The sequence below is a fragment of the Cryobacterium sp. SO1 genome (assembly GCF_004210215.2).
GTDB lineage: Bacteria > Actinomycetota > Actinomycetes > Actinomycetales > Microbacteriaceae > Cryobacterium.
On sequence record NZ_CP067394.1, the window covers coordinates 145,059 to 161,015 of the forward strand.

The window sequence follows — 15,957 nt, forward strand, 5'->3', positions numbered from 1 at the left end:
CACCGGGGTGGCTTTCCTGCGTTTAACCCCCACCCGCACCCACCCCCGCTGGTCGAGCTCGTCGAGCGCTGGTCGAGCTCGTCCAGACCCCGCGACACGACCCACGGACGCACCGGTGTCGGCGTGGCCCCGCGAGCCGCGGCACCAGGTCTCGACACGCTCGACCACCGACGCATCCGCGACCCGTACCCCTCCGCGAACTGTGAGAAAAGCACCTCAAGACGCGCGTTTATGGTGCTTAAGTCACAGTTCGAGGGAGGGAGGGCGGGGCGGGGGCACTGGGGCTAGGCGGGACTCCGGTACCGTGGGGACTCACCTAGACACACGGGAGAGAGACATGACCGTTGCCAAGTGGCCCGTCGCGGAACTGCATGTGCACATCGAAGGCACGCTCGAAACCGAGCTGCTCGTGGCGCTGGCCCGTCGCAACGACGTGGCTCTGCCGAGCTACGACCCCGACGTCCTGCGTGAGCTGTACAGATTCACCGACCTGCAGTCGTTTCTTGACATCTACTACGCCAATCTGGCGGTGCTGCGCACCGAGGCCGATTTCTACGATCTCGGGATGGCGTACCTCACCCGTGCCTCCGCAGCGGGAGTTCGCCGGGCCGAGATCTTCTTCGACCCGCAGACGCACCTGGCCAACGGCATCCAGCTCGACGTCGTTTTCGGCGGACTCACCCGCTCCCTCGTTGACGCCCGTGAGACCTTCGGCATCTCCGCGGACCTCATCCTGTGCTTCCTCCGCCACCTCGGCGGCCAGGCCGCGCTGGAGACTCTGGAGGCCGCCATCCCGTTCCTCGACCAGTTCATCGGCGTGGGCCTGGACTCCGCCGAGGTCGGTTTTCCGCCGTCGCTCTTCACCGAGGCCTTCGCCAAGGCCGAGGCACTCGGACTCCGCAGGGTGGCGCACGCCGGCGAAGAGGGCGGCCCCGACTATGTGCACGAGGCCCTGGACCTGCTGGGTGTCGAACGGGTCGACCACGGCATCCGCGCCGTCGAAGACCCCCGCCTTGTGGAGATCCTGCGCGAGCGGCAGATCCCGCTCACGGTGTGCCCGCTCTCGAATGTGTGCCTGCGTGCGACCCCGACGCTTGGCGCGCATCCGCTGCCCGCCATGCTCGCCGCCGGCCTGCTGGTCACCATCAGCAGCGACGACCCGGCCTACTTCGGTGGCTACGTCGACGACAACCTCGATGCCCTCCAGAACGAGTTCGGCCTGGACCATGCGCAGATGGCAACGCTGGCGCGCAACTCGTTCCGGGCAGCGTTCCTGCCCGAAGCTGAGAAACGCCGACACATCGAGGCCGTGGAGGAGCACCTTGAGGGGTTGCTGCGACTAACCTCGGGAGCATGAGCAAACCCCTTCCGAACGTGCAGCAGGACCTCGGTGCGGAGGTCGTGACCCTGGTCACCAAATGGCTGGCTGACAGTGCGACCATCCCCGCCGACGTGTCCGCCGAGCGGCTCGCGGGGGTGCTCAAAGACCCCAACGGGCTCGACTTCACCGTGGGTTTCGTCGACGGCGTGATGCGGCCGGAAGACGTGATGGTCGCCGGCTACAACCTGCAGCGGGTGGCCAAGCTCGCCCCGGCCTTCCTGCCGCCGGTGCTCCGCGGCGCCATCGGCGTCGGCGGCGTGATGGGCCCTGTGCTGCCCTGGGTCGTGATCCCGGCAGCCCGCAAGGTGCTGCGCCAGATGGTCGGCCACCTTGTGGTGGATGCGACGGCCGAGAAGCTCGGCCCCACCATCGAGGCGCTGAAAGAATCGGGCAACCGGCTCAACATCAACCTGCTCGGCGAAGCCGTGCTCGGCGAGAAGGAGGCGCTGAGCCGCCTCGCCGGCACCCGTGAACTGCTGGCACGGGACGACGTGGACTACGTCTCGATCAAGGTCTCCTCGATCGCCAGCCAGCTGTCGATGTGGGCCTTCGACGAGGCCGTCGACCGGGTCGTCGAACGCCTGACCCCGCTCTACGAGCTCGCTGCGGCCTCACCGACGCCGAAGTTCATCAATCTCGACATGGAGGAGTACCGCGACCTCGACCTGACCATCGCGGTCTTCGAGCGCATCCTCGACCAGCCCCGCCTGCAGAACCTCGAGGCCGGCATCGTGCTGCAGGCCTACCTGCCGGACGCCCTCGGCGCGCTGCAGGGCCTCACCCAGTGGGCGCACGCCCGTCGGGCCGGCGGAGGCGCAGCCATCAAGGTGCGGCTGGTCAAGGGCGCCAACCTCGCCATGGAGCACGTCGATGCGACAGTGCACGATTGGCCGCTGGCGACCTATGCCAGCAAGCAGGACACCGACACCAACTACAAGCGCGTGCTCAACTGGGCGCTCACCCCGCAGAACACTGACGCGGTCCGCATCGGCGTGGCCGGGCACAACCTCTTCGACGTGGCCTACGCCCACCTGCTGGCCCAGCAGCGCGGCGTTGACGACCGTATCGAGTTCGAGATGCTGCTGGGCATGGCCACCAGCCAGGCCGAGGCCGTGAAGAAGGATGTCGGCCGGCTGCTGCTCTACACCCCGGTGGTGAATCCGGCAGAGTTCGACGTGGCGATCAGCTACCTCATCCGCCGCCTCGAGGAGAACGCCAGCGAGGAGAACTTCATGTCAGCGGTGTTCGAACTCTCGGACACCCCGGCCCTCTTCGAACGGGAAAAACAGCGCTTCCTCGACTCCCTCGCCGCACTCCAGATCGCGCCGGGAGCCCCGGGCGGGACCGTCCTCGTACCGTCGCCGAACCGCGACCAGGATCGTTCGCTGGTCGCGCCGCTCGAGCCCCTGCCCGACGCCGACACCCCGCCGCTGACAACGCCGCCGGCCGATGCCGACGACCCCAATCTCACCGCGATGGTGCTCGGGCTCACCCGCGGTTCGGTGTCCCGGAGCCGGTCGGTCCTCGGCGGCTTCCACAACGAACCAGACACCGACCCGTCCCTCCCGGAGAACCGAGCCTGGGGACGCGCCATCCTGGCCAGGGTCGAGACGTCGATGCTGGGCAAGGAGAGCATCAAGAACGCCCGCATCGACGACGCCGACAGGCTCGACGAGGTCATCGCCACTGTCACCGCGGCCGGCGAAGCCTGGGCGCAGAAGCCCGGCATCGAGCGGGCCCAGGTGCTGCACCGCGCCGGCCTCGCCCTGGCCGCCAACCGCGACCGCCTGATCGAGGTGATGGCCTCCGAAACCGGCAAGACCATCGCCGAGGGTGACCCCGAGGTCAGCGAAGCCATCGACTTCGCGCACTACTACGCCGCACAAGCCCGCGAGCTCGACGCCGTCCAGGGCGCCATCTTCGTGCCGTCCAAGCTCACCGTCATCACGCCGCCCTGGAACTTCCCGGTGGCCATCCCGGCCGGTGGTGTGCTCGCCGCCCTCGCCGCGGGCTCCGGCGTGATCATCAAGCCGGCCACCCTCGCCCAGCGCACCGGTGCCGTGATGGTCGAGGCGCTCTGGGAGGCTGGAGTGCCCAGGGATCTCCTCGCCCTCGTCGACCTGCCCGACCGGGCGCTCGGCAGCCGGCTGCTTGCCCATCCCGCTGTGGACAGGGTGATCCTCACCGGCGCCTACGAGACCGCCGAACTGTTCCGCGGCCTGCGGGAGGACCTCCCGCTGCTGGCCGAGACCAGCGGCAAGAACGCCATCATCGTCACCCCGTCCGCCGACCTCGACCTGGCCGCCGCCGACGTGATCAAGAGCGCCTTCGGCCATGCCGGCCAGAAGTGCTCGGCCGCCAGCCTGGTGATCGTGGTCGGCTCCGTCGCCAGGTCCACCCGGTTCCTGGGGCAACTGGTGGATGCCGCCACGTCGCTCCGCGTGGGGCGGCCCGCCGACCCGGACAGCCAGATGGGCCCGATCATCGAGCCTGCCGACGGCAAGCTGCTGCACGCGCTCACCGAACTCGGCGCCGGCGAGAGCTGGTTGGTCGAGCCGAAACTGCTCGACGACGACCTCGAAACCGGGGTCGGGCAACTGTGGTCGCCCGGCATCCGCAGTGGCGTCACGCCCGGCTCGTACTTCCACCTGACCGAGTTCTTCGGCCCGGTCCTCGGCGTCATGCACGCTCGCAACCTCGGGGAAGCCATCCGCTACCAGAACGCGGTGGACTACGGACTCACATCCGGGCTGCACTCGCTCGACGCCGACGAGATCGCCCAGTGGGTCGACACGGTTCAGGCCGGCAACCTCTATGTGAACCGCGGCATCACCGGAGCCATCGTGCAGCGGCAGCCGTTCGGCGGCTGGAAGCGCTCGGCGGTCGGTCCCGGGTGCAAGGCCGGCGGTCCCAACTACCTGTTCGGGCTGGGCGGCTGGGTCACCGATCCCGGACGCAACAGCTCGACCCTGCACCTGCGCGGCCTCGAGCAGCGCATCACCGATCTCATCGAGGCCTCCCAGCCGTCGCTGCCCTACGAGGACTTCGATGTGCTGCGCCGGTCGGCGCTCAGCGATGCCCTCGCCTGGCGCGAAGAGTTCGACGTGGTCGCCGACGTTTCCGCGCTCGGTCTGGAACGCAACCTGTTCCGGTACCGCGCGCTGCCCGTCACCGTGCGGTTGGGCGAGGACGGCAGTCTGGCCCTGCTGCTGCGTGTGATCGCGGCGGGCCTGGTGTCCAAGTCCAGGTTCATCGTCTCCAGCGCGTTGCCGGTTCCCCCGAAGGTGCGTGCGGTGCTCGCACCACGCGACATCCCGGTGATCATCGAGAGCGACGAGGAATGGCTGATCAGGGCCGCGGACGGCGGCATCAGCACGAGCCGTGTGCGGCTGATCGGCGGCGACCCGCAAACCGGTGCAGCCGCCGCGGCCACCGCTTTCGCCCACGCCCTTCGCGGCAGCCCGGACATCGCCGTGTACGCCCATCCGGTCACCCAGTCCGGACGGGTGGAGCTGCTTCCGTTCCTGCGGGAACAGGCCATCTCGATCACCGCGCACAGGTTCGGCAACCCGAGCACCCTCACGGACGAGGTGATCTAGCGTCATACTGGCTCTGGTCGGAGGCGAGGTGGTCCCATGGCGACACCGAAGTTCCTCCGGCTGCGCGGGGAGGCCTGGGGATTCATCGTCGGGTCGGCCCTCTTCATCCTGGGGGCCGTTCCGGCCTATCTGGCTGCCGTCGGCGCCGTGGTCGACAACCTCACCTTCTTCATCGGATCGCTGTTCTTCACCCTCGCCGCCTTCATCCAACTCAACCTCAGCGGCCGGCGACCACCGCGCAGCACCACCAACCGGCCAGACAGGTTCGACTGGTGGGCCGCGGCCATCCAGTTCGCCGGCACCCTGTTCTTCAACCTGAGCACCGCCACAGCGCTCTCCGCCAGCCTCGGCGGCGCCAAGCGCACCGGGTGGCGCCCGGATGCCTACGGCTCGGTCTGCTTCCTGCTCTCCAGCCTGCTCGCCGTCGTGGCTACCACCGGGCGCGATGCGCTCTGGGACCCGAAGGCCCGAACCTGGTGGGGTGCCTGGCTCAACCTCCTGGGCTCCGTGGCATTCGGCGTCGCAGCGGTCGGAGCATACCCAGTCGCGGGGTCCGGGCAGCAACTACTGGCGAGCTGGGCTACTGTCGGCACCATAGCGGGTGGTGTCTGTTTCCTGGTAGCCGCAACGCTGACCAGACCCGGTGCCGCGCGCCTCACCTGAGGCGCCCGAACCTGGGCGAGTGACGGCGGGACCGTCGGGAAGGCTGATAATGGAAGGTAGCCGTTTCGGCCTCCGCCCGAATTCACAGGCTGCGACGGCATCAGCTGACGCACGGTGGACACCCAGACTCCTGGGAGAAAATCGAAGGACTGGATTTGTCGCTACTCACAACTCGACAGGGGACCCCGTTGGACGGAAACGCAACAACGATGCACCGCAATGTCGCGTTGTTGTCGGTCGCCACGACCATCGCACCCCGAATCACGACCTCTGACGAGATCGACGTTCGCCTGCAGCCGGCGCTGAAGCGCCTGCGCCTGCCCAAGGGGCTGCTGCAGCGTGTCGCCGGAGTGCACGAACGGCGCAACTGGGCCGAAGGCCAGGCTTTCGACGACGCAGCCGTGTCCGCGGGCAAGCGCGCCCTCGCCCAGGCCGGGATCGACCCCAGCGAGGTGGGGCTGATGATCAACACCTCGGTCACCCGCAAGCACCTCGAGCCGTCCGTCGCCGTACGCATCCACCACGGTCTCGGCCTGCCGTCGTCGGCCACGAACTTCGACATCGCCAACGCCTGTCTGGGCTTCGTGAACGGGATGACCTTGGCGGCCCAGCTGATCGACTCCGGCCAGATCAAATATGCGGTGATCATCGACGGTGAGGACGCCGACGAGATCCAGACCAACACCATCGAGCGCCTCAGCCGTCCCGACATCGGACGCAAGGATTTCATGAGCGAGTTCGCCAGCCTCACCCTGGGCTCCGGTGCCGCCGCAGCCGTGCTCGGCCGGGCCGACGCGCACCCGGAGGGGCACCGGATCCTCGGCGGCGTGACGCGGGCGGCCACCCAGTTCAACGACCTCTGCGTCGGCAGTGTCGACGGCATGTTCACCGACGCCAAGGCGCTGCTCAAGGGCGGCATGGAACTTGTCGTGTCGGCCTGGACCGAAGCCAAGCGCGACTGGAGCTGGTCGAACATGGACCGCTACATCCTGCACCAAGTGTCGGATGTGCACACCAACGCCATCGTCAAGGCCACCGGCCTCGACCGGACTCGGGTGCCGCTGACCTACCCCGGTTACGGCAATGTCGGGCCCGCATCGATCCCGATCACGCTCTCCGAGGAAGCCGACCGGCTTGTGCCCGGCGACCGGGTCCTGCTGATGGGCGTCGGCTCCGGCCTCAACACCGCCATGATGGAGATCCAGTGGTGAGTTACCGGCTGCCGCGTCCCGCGACGGCCCTGGCTCCGGCGAGCGTTCCGCCGAGCGGCCTGCCGGGTCTCGACCCGGACTGGTCCCGGATCGTCGACGTGGTGGAGAGCGCTCTGGACGACGGCGCGGCGGCGGGCGTCAGCCACGCCTGGCACCTGCTCGACAACGGCGACGAGTTGGCCGCGCTCGGCGCCGAACCGGTGGGCACGATTCTCTGCGTGCACGGCAATCCCACCTGGTCCTACCTCTGGAGGGACCTCGTGGCCCAGGCCAGTGCCGCCGCGGCGGCCGACCGCCCCGCCTGGCGTGTCATCGCGGTCGACCAGCTCGACATGGGTTTCTCTGAGCGCACCGGCGTCGCCCGCCCTCTGGCCCGCCGGGTGCAGGATCTCGACGACCTCACCCGCGCGCTCGGCCTGTCCGGCCCCGTGGTCACCTTCGGCCATGACTGGGGCGGCGTCGTCTCCCTGGGCTGGGCCGTCGACCACCCCGAGCTTCTGGCCGGTGTGCTGCTGCTCAACACGGCCATCCACCAAAGCGAGAACGAACCCATCCCGGCACCGTTGCGCCTCGCGCTGGCCCGCGGTGTGCTCACCGCAGGCACCGTGACCACCACGGCGTTCCTGGAGACCACCCTCGCGCTCGGCCACCCGGCGCTGACGGCCGAGATCAAGAACGCCTACCGGGCGCCGTATCGCACGCCCGCCCGCCGCGGCGGTATCGGCGGCTTCGTCGCCGACATCCCCGTGGATGCGGGCCACGGAAGCCACGCGGAGCTCGACCACATCGCCGAATCCCTTCCCGCGCTCACTGTTCCCGCCCTGATGCTCTGGGGCCCGCGAGATCCGATCTTCAGCGACCGCTACCTCGACGACCTCAGCGAGCGGATGCCGCACGCCGCCGTGCACCGCTTCGAGGGTGCCGGACATCTCATCGCCGAGGACGTGGACTACGCCGGGGCCGCGCTCGGCTGGCTCTCTGCAAGCCTGGTCGAGCCGGCCCCGTTGGTCGAGCCGGCCCCGCCGGTCGAGCCTGTCGAGACCCCGCCGGTCGAGCCTGTCGAGACCCCGCCGGTCGAGCCTGTCCCGTTGGTCGAGCCTGTCGAGACCCCGCCGGTCGAGCCGGCCCCGTTGGTCGAGCCTGTCGAGACCCCGCCGGTCGAGAGCACGAGCCAACCCCTCTGGCACTACCTCGACGAACTGCGGGACAACGACGAGACCGCCCTCATCGATATGGCTCCCCGCGCCGGCGCCGGCCCCCGTGTCGTCAGCTGGCGGCTGCTCTCCCGGCGGGTCCGCGAGATCGCGGCCGGCCTGCACCAGATCGGCGTCCGCCACGGCGACCGGGTCTCCCTGCTCGTGCCGCCCAGCGCGGACCTCACCGCCGTGCTCTACGCCTGCGTCCGCCTCGGCGCGATCGTCGTGGTGGCCGACGCCGGCCTCGGACTCGCCGGCCTCACTCGTGCGGTCCGCGGTGCCCGCCCTGACCATGTCATCGGCGCGCTGCCCGGCCTGATGGCCGCCCGCGCACTCGGCTGGCCCGGTCAGAAGATCTCCGTCAACCGGCTTCCCGCCGCCAGCCGCCGGGCCCTCGGAGTCTCCTATGCCCTCGCCGACCTGATCTCGCTGGGCCGCGACGAGGAGCTTCCCCTGCCGCCCGAGCCCGGCGACGTCGCCGCAGTACTCTTCACCTCCGGCTCCACCGGACCCGCCAAGGGTGTCGTCTACACGCACGGCCAGCTGTCTGCCGTCAGCCTGGCGCTGCACGCGCAGTACGGTGTCGGCCGCGGCACCGGCCTGGTCGCCGGCTTCGCCCCGTTCGCGCTGCTCGGCCCGGCCCTCGGCGCCCGGTCGGTGACCCCGGACATGGACGTCACCGCGCCCAAGACGCTGACCGCCGCAGCGGTCGCTGCCGCCGTGGCCGCGATCGATGCCACCGTCGTGTTCCTCTCCCCGGCCGCACTGGCCAACGTCGTCGCCACTCAGAGCGAACTATCCCCGGCCGACCGCGCCGCCCTGGCCAGGGTGACCAGCTTCCTCTCGGCCGGCGCCCCCGTCTCTGAACCGCTGCTCGCCTCGGCCGCCGCCCTGATGCCCGGCGCCAGCGCTCACACGCCTTACGGAATGACCGAGGGCCTGCTGATGACCGATATCACTCTGGACGGCATCCGCGAAGCCGCCAGAGACGACGTGGCCCGCGGCCCCGGCGGCGTGTGCGTGGGCCGCCCCACCGCGACCACCCGGGTGCGGATCAGCGCCCTCGACGAGACCGGTGCCGCCGTCGGTGAGCTCTCCGAGGAGCCGCAGGTCACCGGCGAGATCGTGGTCTCCGCTCCGCACGTCAAGGACCACTACGACAGGCTCTGGCTCACCGACCAGGCCGCCACCCGCGCGGTCACCGCGGGTGAGCGCTGGCACCGCACCGGCGACGTCGGTCACGTCGATGCCGCCGGCCGGCTCTGGGTGGAGGGGCGCCTGCCGCACGTGATCACCACGGCAGACGGCGTGGTCACCCCGGTCGGCGCTGAGCTGGCCGTGTCCGACCTGGCCGGCGTCGACCGTGCCGCGGCGGTGGGTGTCGGGCCCGCCGGCAGCCAGCAGGTCGTCATCGTCGTCGAGACGGTTCCGCCGGCCAGCCGCGTCGGCCTGGCCGACCCCGCCCTGGCCGCTCAGGTGCGGGCCGTCGCCGGCCATCCGGTCGCGGCCGTGCTCGTGGTGCCGCACCTGCCCACCGACATCCGGCACAACTCCAAGATCGACCGCACCCGCCTGGCCCGCTGGGCCAACGGCATCCTCACCGGGTCGAGGCTCACCCAGCCATGAGGGTGCTCGTCACCGGCGCCAGCGGCTTCCTCGGCCGTGCCGTGGCGGCCGCGATCGTCGCCGCCGGCCATGAGGTGCGCTGCTTCCAACGCCGGCCCAGCGGTGTGACCGGCGCCACGGATGCCCTGGGTTCGATCACCGACCCGGCCGACGTGGCCGCCGCGGTTGCCGGGGTCGACGCCATCGTGCACCTCGCCGCCAAGGTCTCCTTGGCCGGGCCGTCCGCCGAGTTCGACACCGTGAACGTGGGCGGCACCCACAGCCTGATTGCCGCGGCGCGCGCGGCGGGGGTGCAGCGGCTGGTCTTCGTGTCGTCTCCGTCGGTGGCGCACTCCGGCGCATCCATCACGGGCGACGATGCGCTGCCCGCCGATCCCACACAGGCCCGCGGCGACTATGCCCGCACCAAGGCGGCCGCCGAACTTCTGGCGCTCGCCGCCGACTCCCCGGAGCTTCGGGTCGTCGCGGTGCGGCCGCACCTGGTCTGGGGCCCCGGCGACACCCAGCTCATCGCTCGCATCGTCGAGCGGGCCAGGTCCGGTCGGCTGCCGTTGCTCGGCCACGGCGCCGCCCTCATCGACTCCACCTACATCGACAACGCCGCCAGTGCCATCGCGGCCGCACTCGAACGGGTGGATGCCGTGCACGGCAACGTCTACGTCATCACCAACGGCGAACCTCGGCCGGTCGCCGATCTGCTCGGCGGGATCTGCCGAGCGGCCGGTGTTCCCGCTCCCGCCTGGAGCGTACCCGCCGCGGTCGCCCGCGCCGCCGGCTCCGTCATCGAGGCGGCCTGGCGGATGTTCCCGGGTGAGGACGAACCGCCGATGACCCGGTTCCTGGCCGAGCAACTCTCCACCGCGCACTGGTTCGACCAGCGCCGCACCCGCGCCGACCTGCACTGGACCCCGGCGGTCTCCCTCGACGAGGGCTTTGCCCGCCTCGCGGAGCACTACCGCAGCGCGTAAGGCTTCATACCTCTGAGCTGGGCGGGCATCGTGCCACCGGCTTCTTCGCTGGCCCCGTCGTCGCGCCACCGGCACCTGCCCCGCGCATCGCCCCCGAGCCCCGGGTGGCCCTGGCGCCTGACCCGCGCAACGGCGTGTAGCCCGCGTAGCCCGGCGGGCGGGGTGGGCGCCGCTAGGCGGGTGGCGCGCCACCCGCGCAGCGGCGCCTGACCCGCGCATCGCCCCCGAGCCCCGGGTGGCCCTGGCGCCTGACCCGCGCAACGGCGCCTGACCCGCGCATCGCCGCCGAGCCCCGGGTGGCCCTGGCGCTTGACCCGCGCAACTCGCGCGAGCGGGCAGGTCGTGAGTCGCGCCAATGTGCCCAGTCGGGTGTGCTGAGGCCGGACTACGCCGCGACTCGCGGTCGATGTGCGGAGCGCGCTTGCCGGCATCCGACCGACGACGGCATACTCGCCTCATGGACTTTCGCACCGTGATCGAGCAATCCGGCGCCACGGCCACCGGGATCCCGGTGCCTGACGAGGTGGTCGCCGGCCTGGGCCCCGGCAAGCGGCACGCCATCACCGTCACCCTCAACGGGCACAGCTACCGCAGCTCGGTCGCTCCCTATCGCGGAAAGTACATGATCGCCCTGAGCGCCGAGAACCGTACGAAGGCCGGCGTGGCCGGAGGCGACGAGGTGGATGTGACGATCGAGCTGGACGATCAGCCGCGCACCGTCGACGAGCCGGAGGCTCTCCGTGTCGCGCTCGCCGCCGATCCGGCAGCGCGCACCGCTTTCGACGCGCTCTCGTACAGCAACCAACGCCGGCACGTGCTCGCCATCGAGGGTGCGAAGAGCGACGCCACCCGCCAGCGCCGGCTCGACGTCGTGTTGGCGGAGCTGCAAAGAGCCTGAGCTCAACCCGCGCCACCCACGCCACACAGGCAACCCGGGCTACCCGGCGCGGCTCAGCCCGGCAGTCCGAGCGCGGCGCGCACGATCGTCAGTGCCTCGTCCGGGCTCACGCCGAGCGATTTGGCCCGATCGGCGTACGCCACCGCGGCCAGCTGCGCCTGCCGGTGCGTCGCATTCCCGGTGGCGGCGACGAACGAACCGAGCCGCCCACGGGTCTCGATCACCTCGTCCTGCTCGAGGGCGCGATAGCTGCGCGCCACAGTGTTCGGCGCCAGACCCAGGTCTTCGGCGAGCCGGCGCACCGTGGGCAGTTTGTCGCCGGGCGCGAGGGTACCCGTGCGCACGGCCTCGATCACCTGCATCCGGATCTGTTCGAACGGGGCCGTGGTCGAGTGCGGGTCGACGACCAGTCTCATGGGCGGCCGCTCTCGACCGGAGCGGCTCCTCCGTGTGCGCCGCGGCGCAGCTCTGCGGCCACGTCCGGCCAGAGTCGGGTGAGGGAGTGCGGCGGACGGCGTGACCCCACCGAGAGTAGAGCCACACCCACCGAGCCCATGACCAGTGGCACAACGGAAAGGGCCACAGATATGGCGGTTCCGGTTCCCGACGAGGGTGTCACCGCCGAGCTGACGGAGGTCAGCACCACGACCACACTGCAGAGCGCCCCCAGCGCGGGAGTCTGCACCAGTGCACGCAGCGTCCAACTGCGGAGAGCATCGGACCACGCCAACTCCATGTCGTTGCCGGCGGGCTGGCCCCGCCCGATCAAGCGAGTCGACAGGATGCGGCCGACTCCGGCCGATGCGAGCGAGATTATCCACAGCACAAAGCCGGGCCACCACAGAGAAGGGATGCTCGCGTCACTGAGCGCGTCGTCGGGATCAACCAGGATCAGCGCGGCCACGGCGGCCAGTGCCACTCCGCTGACACCCATGGCAACGGGACCGCACCAGAGGTCGACGGTGGAGAGATAGTCCGAACGGCTCGGCGTGGGCGCCCGCGCCACGCGAGGACGATCGCCAAGCGAGACGAGCGCCGACCTGAATTCCGCCACACACAGTCCGACGGCACCGCCCAGACCGGTCAGAACGATGAGCATCAGCCCGGACCATATGCCGCCGTCCGGTGATTCCGGTAGCGCGATAAGAGAAGCTGTCGCAACGAGCAGAGCGATCAGGGTGCCGACCAACACGCCGCGGGTGCGCGAGCGGATGCGCGCGATCAGGACAGGCTCGACCTCCGGTGTGATCGCCAGGCCAGCGCGTCGGGCGGTATCTCGCAGCGCGTCCGGGCGAATGGCGGCACCTGGCCGAAGCTGCCACGCGAAGACGACCGTCAGCAGTCCAGCCACGACCAGCAGGGTGATCTCGTACAGGTCCACGGGCATCCTCGTTTGTTTGGTATTTGTACCAAGCTAACAAGCCGGGGCGGGCCCGTCAAGGGCTGATGAGGCTACTCCGCGCTGCGGTGGATCAGCCGGGTGAGCACGATCGCGCTGCGGGTGTGGTCGACGTTCGGGGCCAGCCGCACCTTCTCCAGCGCCGCCTCGAGTCCCGGGATGTCGCGGGCCCGGATGTGCACGATGGCGTCGGCGCTGCCGGTCACGGTGCCGGCGTCGACGACCTCCGGCACGCCGGAGAGGATGCGCAACAGTTCGTCGGGCGCCACGGTGCCCCGGCAGAACAGCTCCACGTAGGCCTCGGTGCTCATCCCGTCGATCGACGGGTCGACCTGGATGGTGAAACCGCGGATGACCTTGTCGGCGACAAGCCGGTCAACGCGTCGTTTTACTGCCGAGGCTGACAGTCCGACGACGGAACCGATGTCGCCGTAGCCCGCCCGGGCATTCTGGCGGAGGAGGTCGAGGATGCCGCGATCGAGGTTGTCCATTCGATCAGTGTACGCGGAGAAGTTGCGTGATTGCCGTTCGAAACGCGCATTACATGCGCGAATTCGCAGGAAACGTTGATTCATGCTGTGTGACACTAGAAGTGGCGTCCCTGTGTGATCAGCTTCATTGATCGTACCGGGCTCACGAGAGCGACCTGGTCCGCCACCATCCGCGTTCCGCCAATGCCTCGGACGGCGAACGCCAACAGAGGAGCTCCAGTGTCACTAGATGTCGCATCCGCCACCCCGAACAAGTCGGTGGCGCCCGCCGCGCTGACTCGCACGCCGGTCAAGCGCACCGTCCTGATGTGCAAACCCGACTACTTCACCGTGGTCTACCGGATCAACCCGTGGATGGACCCGGCCCTGCCGACCGACACGAGCCTGGCCGTCGCCCAGTGGCAGTCGCTGTACGACACCTACGTCGGCCTCGGCTTCGACGTGCACCTGATCGATCCCATCGACGGCCTGCCCGACATGGTGTACGCCGCCAACGGGGGCTTTGTCATCGACGGCATCGCCTACGGTGCCAAGTTCACCTACCCGCAGCGCCAGCCCGAGGGCCCCGCGTATATGGACTGGTTCGCCGCCAACGGGCTGGACGTGCGCGAGCCGGTCGAGATCAACGAGGGCGAGGGCGACTTCCTACTCGTCGGCGATGTGATCCTGGCCGGAACCGGGTTCCGCAGTGCGTCGAACAGCCACGAAGAGGTCTCGTCCATCTACGGTCGCCCGGTGATCACCCTCACCCTGGTCAACCCGAGTTTCTACCACCTCGACACTGCCGTGGCCGTGCTCGATGACACCAACATCGCCTACCTGCCCAGCGCCTTCGACGCACCGAGCCTGGCGATCCTGCGCGAACGCTACCCCGACGCCATCATCGTGACCGAGGAGGACGCGGCGATCCTCGGCCTCAACTCCTACTCCGACGGCTACAACGTCGTGATCGCCGCCAAGGCCAAGGACTTCGACCGGCAGCTGCGCGAACGCGGCTACAACCCGATCGGCGTCGACCTGTCCGAGCTGCTGCTCGGCGGCGGCGGAGTGAAGTGCTGCACCCTGGAGCTGCGCCGATGAGCGCCCGTATCGACCAGGCCGAGCTGGCCGACCGGACCGGCCTCACCGCGCAGGTGGGCCTGACCGACCAGACCGCGGCCATCGCGCTCGAGAACGAGCACGCCGCCCACAACTACCACCCGCTGGCCGTCGTTGTCGCCTCCGGCGACGGCGCCTGGGTCACCGACATCAACGGCAAGCGCTACCTGGACTGCCTGGCCGCGTACTCCGCGGTCAACTTCGGCCATTCCAACCCGGTGCTGTTGGATGCCGCGCGCGCCCAGCTGGGCCGGATCACGCTCACCAGCCGAGCCTTCCACAACGACCAGCTCGGCCCGTTCGTCACCGCGCTGGCCAGGCTGGCCGGCAAGGACATGGTGCTGCCGATGAACACCGGCGCCGAGGCCGTGGAATCCGGCATCAAGGTGGCCCGCGCCTGGGGCTACCGGGTCAAGGGTGTCGCGGCGGGGATGGCGAACATCATCGTCGCCGGCGGCAACTTCCACGGTCGCACCACCACGATCATCAGTTTCTCCGACGACGACTCGGCCCGCGCCGACTTCGGCCCGTTCACACCGGGCTTCCGCACGGTGCCCTACGGGGATGCCGCCGCGCTCGAGGCAGCCATCGACGAGAACACCGTGGCCGTGCTCATCGAGCCCATCCAGGGCGAGGCCGGTATCGTCGTGCCGCCGGCGGACTACCTGCCCGCGGTGCGGGAGATCACCAGCAGGCACAACGTGCTGTTCATCGCCGACGAGATCCAGTCCGGCCTCGGCCGCACCGGGGCCACCTTCGCGGTGGAACTCGCCGGCGTGGTGCCCGACCTGTACCTGCTCGGCAAGGCCCTCGGCGGCGGCATCGTGCCGGTCTCTGCCGTCGTCGGCAACGCCGACATCCTCGGTGTGCTGCGTCCGGGCGAACACGGGTCCACCTTCGGCGGCAACCCGTTGGCCGCGGCCGTCGGCCTGGCCGTGGTGAACATGCTCGCCACCGGCGAATACCAGCAGCGCGCCCAGGATCTCGGCGCCCACCTGCACGAGCGCCTGCTCGGCCTGGTCGGCCACGGGGTGCTCGAGGTGCGCGGCGCCGGGCTCTGGGCCGGCATCGACATCGACCCGGCCCTGGCCAGCGGCCGCGCGGTGTGCGAGGCACTGATGGAGCGCGGTGTGCTCGCGAAGGACACGCACGGTTCCACCATCCGCCTGGCCCCGCCGCTGGTGGTGGCGGCCGAAGATCTCGACTGGGCCGTCGACCAGCTTGCCGCAGTGCTCGAGGAGTTCGGCGCCGCGTAGCCCGCGGTACACCCGGCCATCGGGCTGCTCCGGGGCGCACAACTCCTGCAATCTCCCGCGGATGCGTGGTGCCGCCCCGAAATCACGGGGCGAACACGTGCCCGCGGCAAATTCAGCAGGAGTTATGCATCCTGGGGCGGGGGCGGCGGGGGCGGCGGGGGCGGCGGGGGC

General features: G+C 70.0%; 12 protein-coding genes. 9 read left to right on the forward strand and 3 right to left on the reverse strand.

Annotation, left to right across the window (positions count from 1 at the left end; translation table 11 throughout):
- Positions 1–337 precede the first annotated feature (337 nt).
- The 7 genes from BJQ95_RS00660 to BJQ95_RS00690 all read left to right on the forward strand — a co-directional run bounded on the left by BJQ95_RS00660 (position 338) and on the right by BJQ95_RS00690 (position 11,542).
- Positions 338–1,357 (forward strand): adenosine deaminase, encoded by a 1,020-nt coding sequence (locus BJQ95_RS00660; protein WP_256041477.1) that lies wholly within the window; start codon positions 338–340, stop codon positions 1,355–1,357.
- Entirely contained in the window at positions 1,354–4,980 is a 3,627-nt protein-coding gene (locus BJQ95_RS00665; RefSeq protein WP_130177363.1) for a bifunctional proline dehydrogenase/L-glutamate gamma-semialdehyde dehydrogenase, read from the forward strand. Before BJQ95_RS00660 ends, BJQ95_RS00665 begins: the two co-directional genes overlap by 4 nt.
- Before the next feature lie 36 nt (positions 4,981–5,016).
- Entirely contained in the window at positions 5,017–5,643 is a 627-nt protein-coding gene (locus BJQ95_RS00670) for a hypothetical protein (protein WP_130177362.1), read from the forward strand.
- A gap of 209 nt (positions 5,644–5,852) precedes the next feature.
- Complete coding sequence (locus BJQ95_RS00675; protein WP_130177361.1) at positions 5,853–6,854, forward strand: 3-oxoacyl-ACP synthase III; 1,002 nt, start codon at positions 5,853–5,855, stop codon at positions 6,852–6,854.
- Positions 6,851–9,676, forward strand: coding sequence for an alpha/beta fold hydrolase (locus tag BJQ95_RS00680; protein ID WP_240694699.1), 2,826 nt, complete (start codon positions 6,851–6,853; stop codon positions 9,674–9,676). Before BJQ95_RS00675 ends, BJQ95_RS00680 begins: the two co-directional genes overlap by 4 nt.
- Complete coding sequence (locus BJQ95_RS00685; RefSeq protein ID WP_130177360.1) at positions 9,673–10,644, forward strand: NAD(P)-dependent oxidoreductase; 972 nt, start codon at positions 9,673–9,675, stop codon at positions 10,642–10,644. The genes BJQ95_RS00680 and BJQ95_RS00685 overlap by 4 nt, the downstream gene beginning before the upstream one ends.
- A gap of 457 nt (positions 10,645–11,101) precedes the next feature.
- Positions 11,102–11,542, forward strand: coding sequence for a YdeI/OmpD-associated family protein (locus BJQ95_RS00690; protein ID WP_130177359.1), 441 nt, complete (start codon positions 11,102–11,104; stop codon positions 11,540–11,542).
- A gap of 53 nt (positions 11,543–11,595) precedes the next feature.
- Here BJQ95_RS00690 and BJQ95_RS00695 read toward each other — a convergent pair whose 3' ends face one another.
- The 3 genes from BJQ95_RS00695 to BJQ95_RS00705 form a co-directional block, all read right to left on the reverse strand.
- The gene (locus BJQ95_RS00695) at positions 11,596–11,958 is read right to left on the reverse strand and encodes a GntR family transcriptional regulator (RefSeq protein WP_130177358.1); all 363 of its coding nucleotides are present in this window, start codon (positions 11,956–11,958) and stop codon (positions 11,596–11,598) included.
- Positions 11,955–12,929 (reverse strand): hypothetical protein, encoded by a 975-nt coding sequence (locus BJQ95_RS00700; protein WP_256041478.1) that lies wholly within the window; start codon positions 12,927–12,929, stop codon positions 11,955–11,957. Before BJQ95_RS00700 ends, BJQ95_RS00695 begins: the two co-directional genes overlap by 4 nt.
- A 65-nt stretch (positions 12,930–12,994) precedes the next feature.
- Positions 12,995–13,432 (reverse strand): Lrp/AsnC family transcriptional regulator, encoded by a 438-nt coding sequence (locus tag BJQ95_RS00705; RefSeq protein ID WP_130177356.1) that lies wholly within the window; start codon positions 13,430–13,432, stop codon positions 12,995–12,997.
- A 306-nt stretch (positions 13,433–13,738) separates the two neighbouring features.
- On the opposite strand from BJQ95_RS00705, the gene ddaH reads away from it, so the two are divergent.
- Positions 13,739–14,512 (forward strand): dimethylargininase, encoded by a 774-nt coding sequence (gene ddaH, locus BJQ95_RS00710; protein ID WP_240694698.1) that lies wholly within the window; start codon positions 13,739–13,741, stop codon positions 14,510–14,512.
- The gene (rocD, locus tag BJQ95_RS00715; RefSeq protein WP_130177354.1) at positions 14,509–15,786 is read left to right on the forward strand and encodes an ornithine--oxo-acid transaminase; all 1,278 of its coding nucleotides are present in this window, start codon (positions 14,509–14,511) and stop codon (positions 15,784–15,786) included. The genes ddaH and rocD overlap by 4 nt, the downstream gene beginning before the upstream one ends.
- Positions 15,787–15,957: the final 171 nt, after the last annotated feature.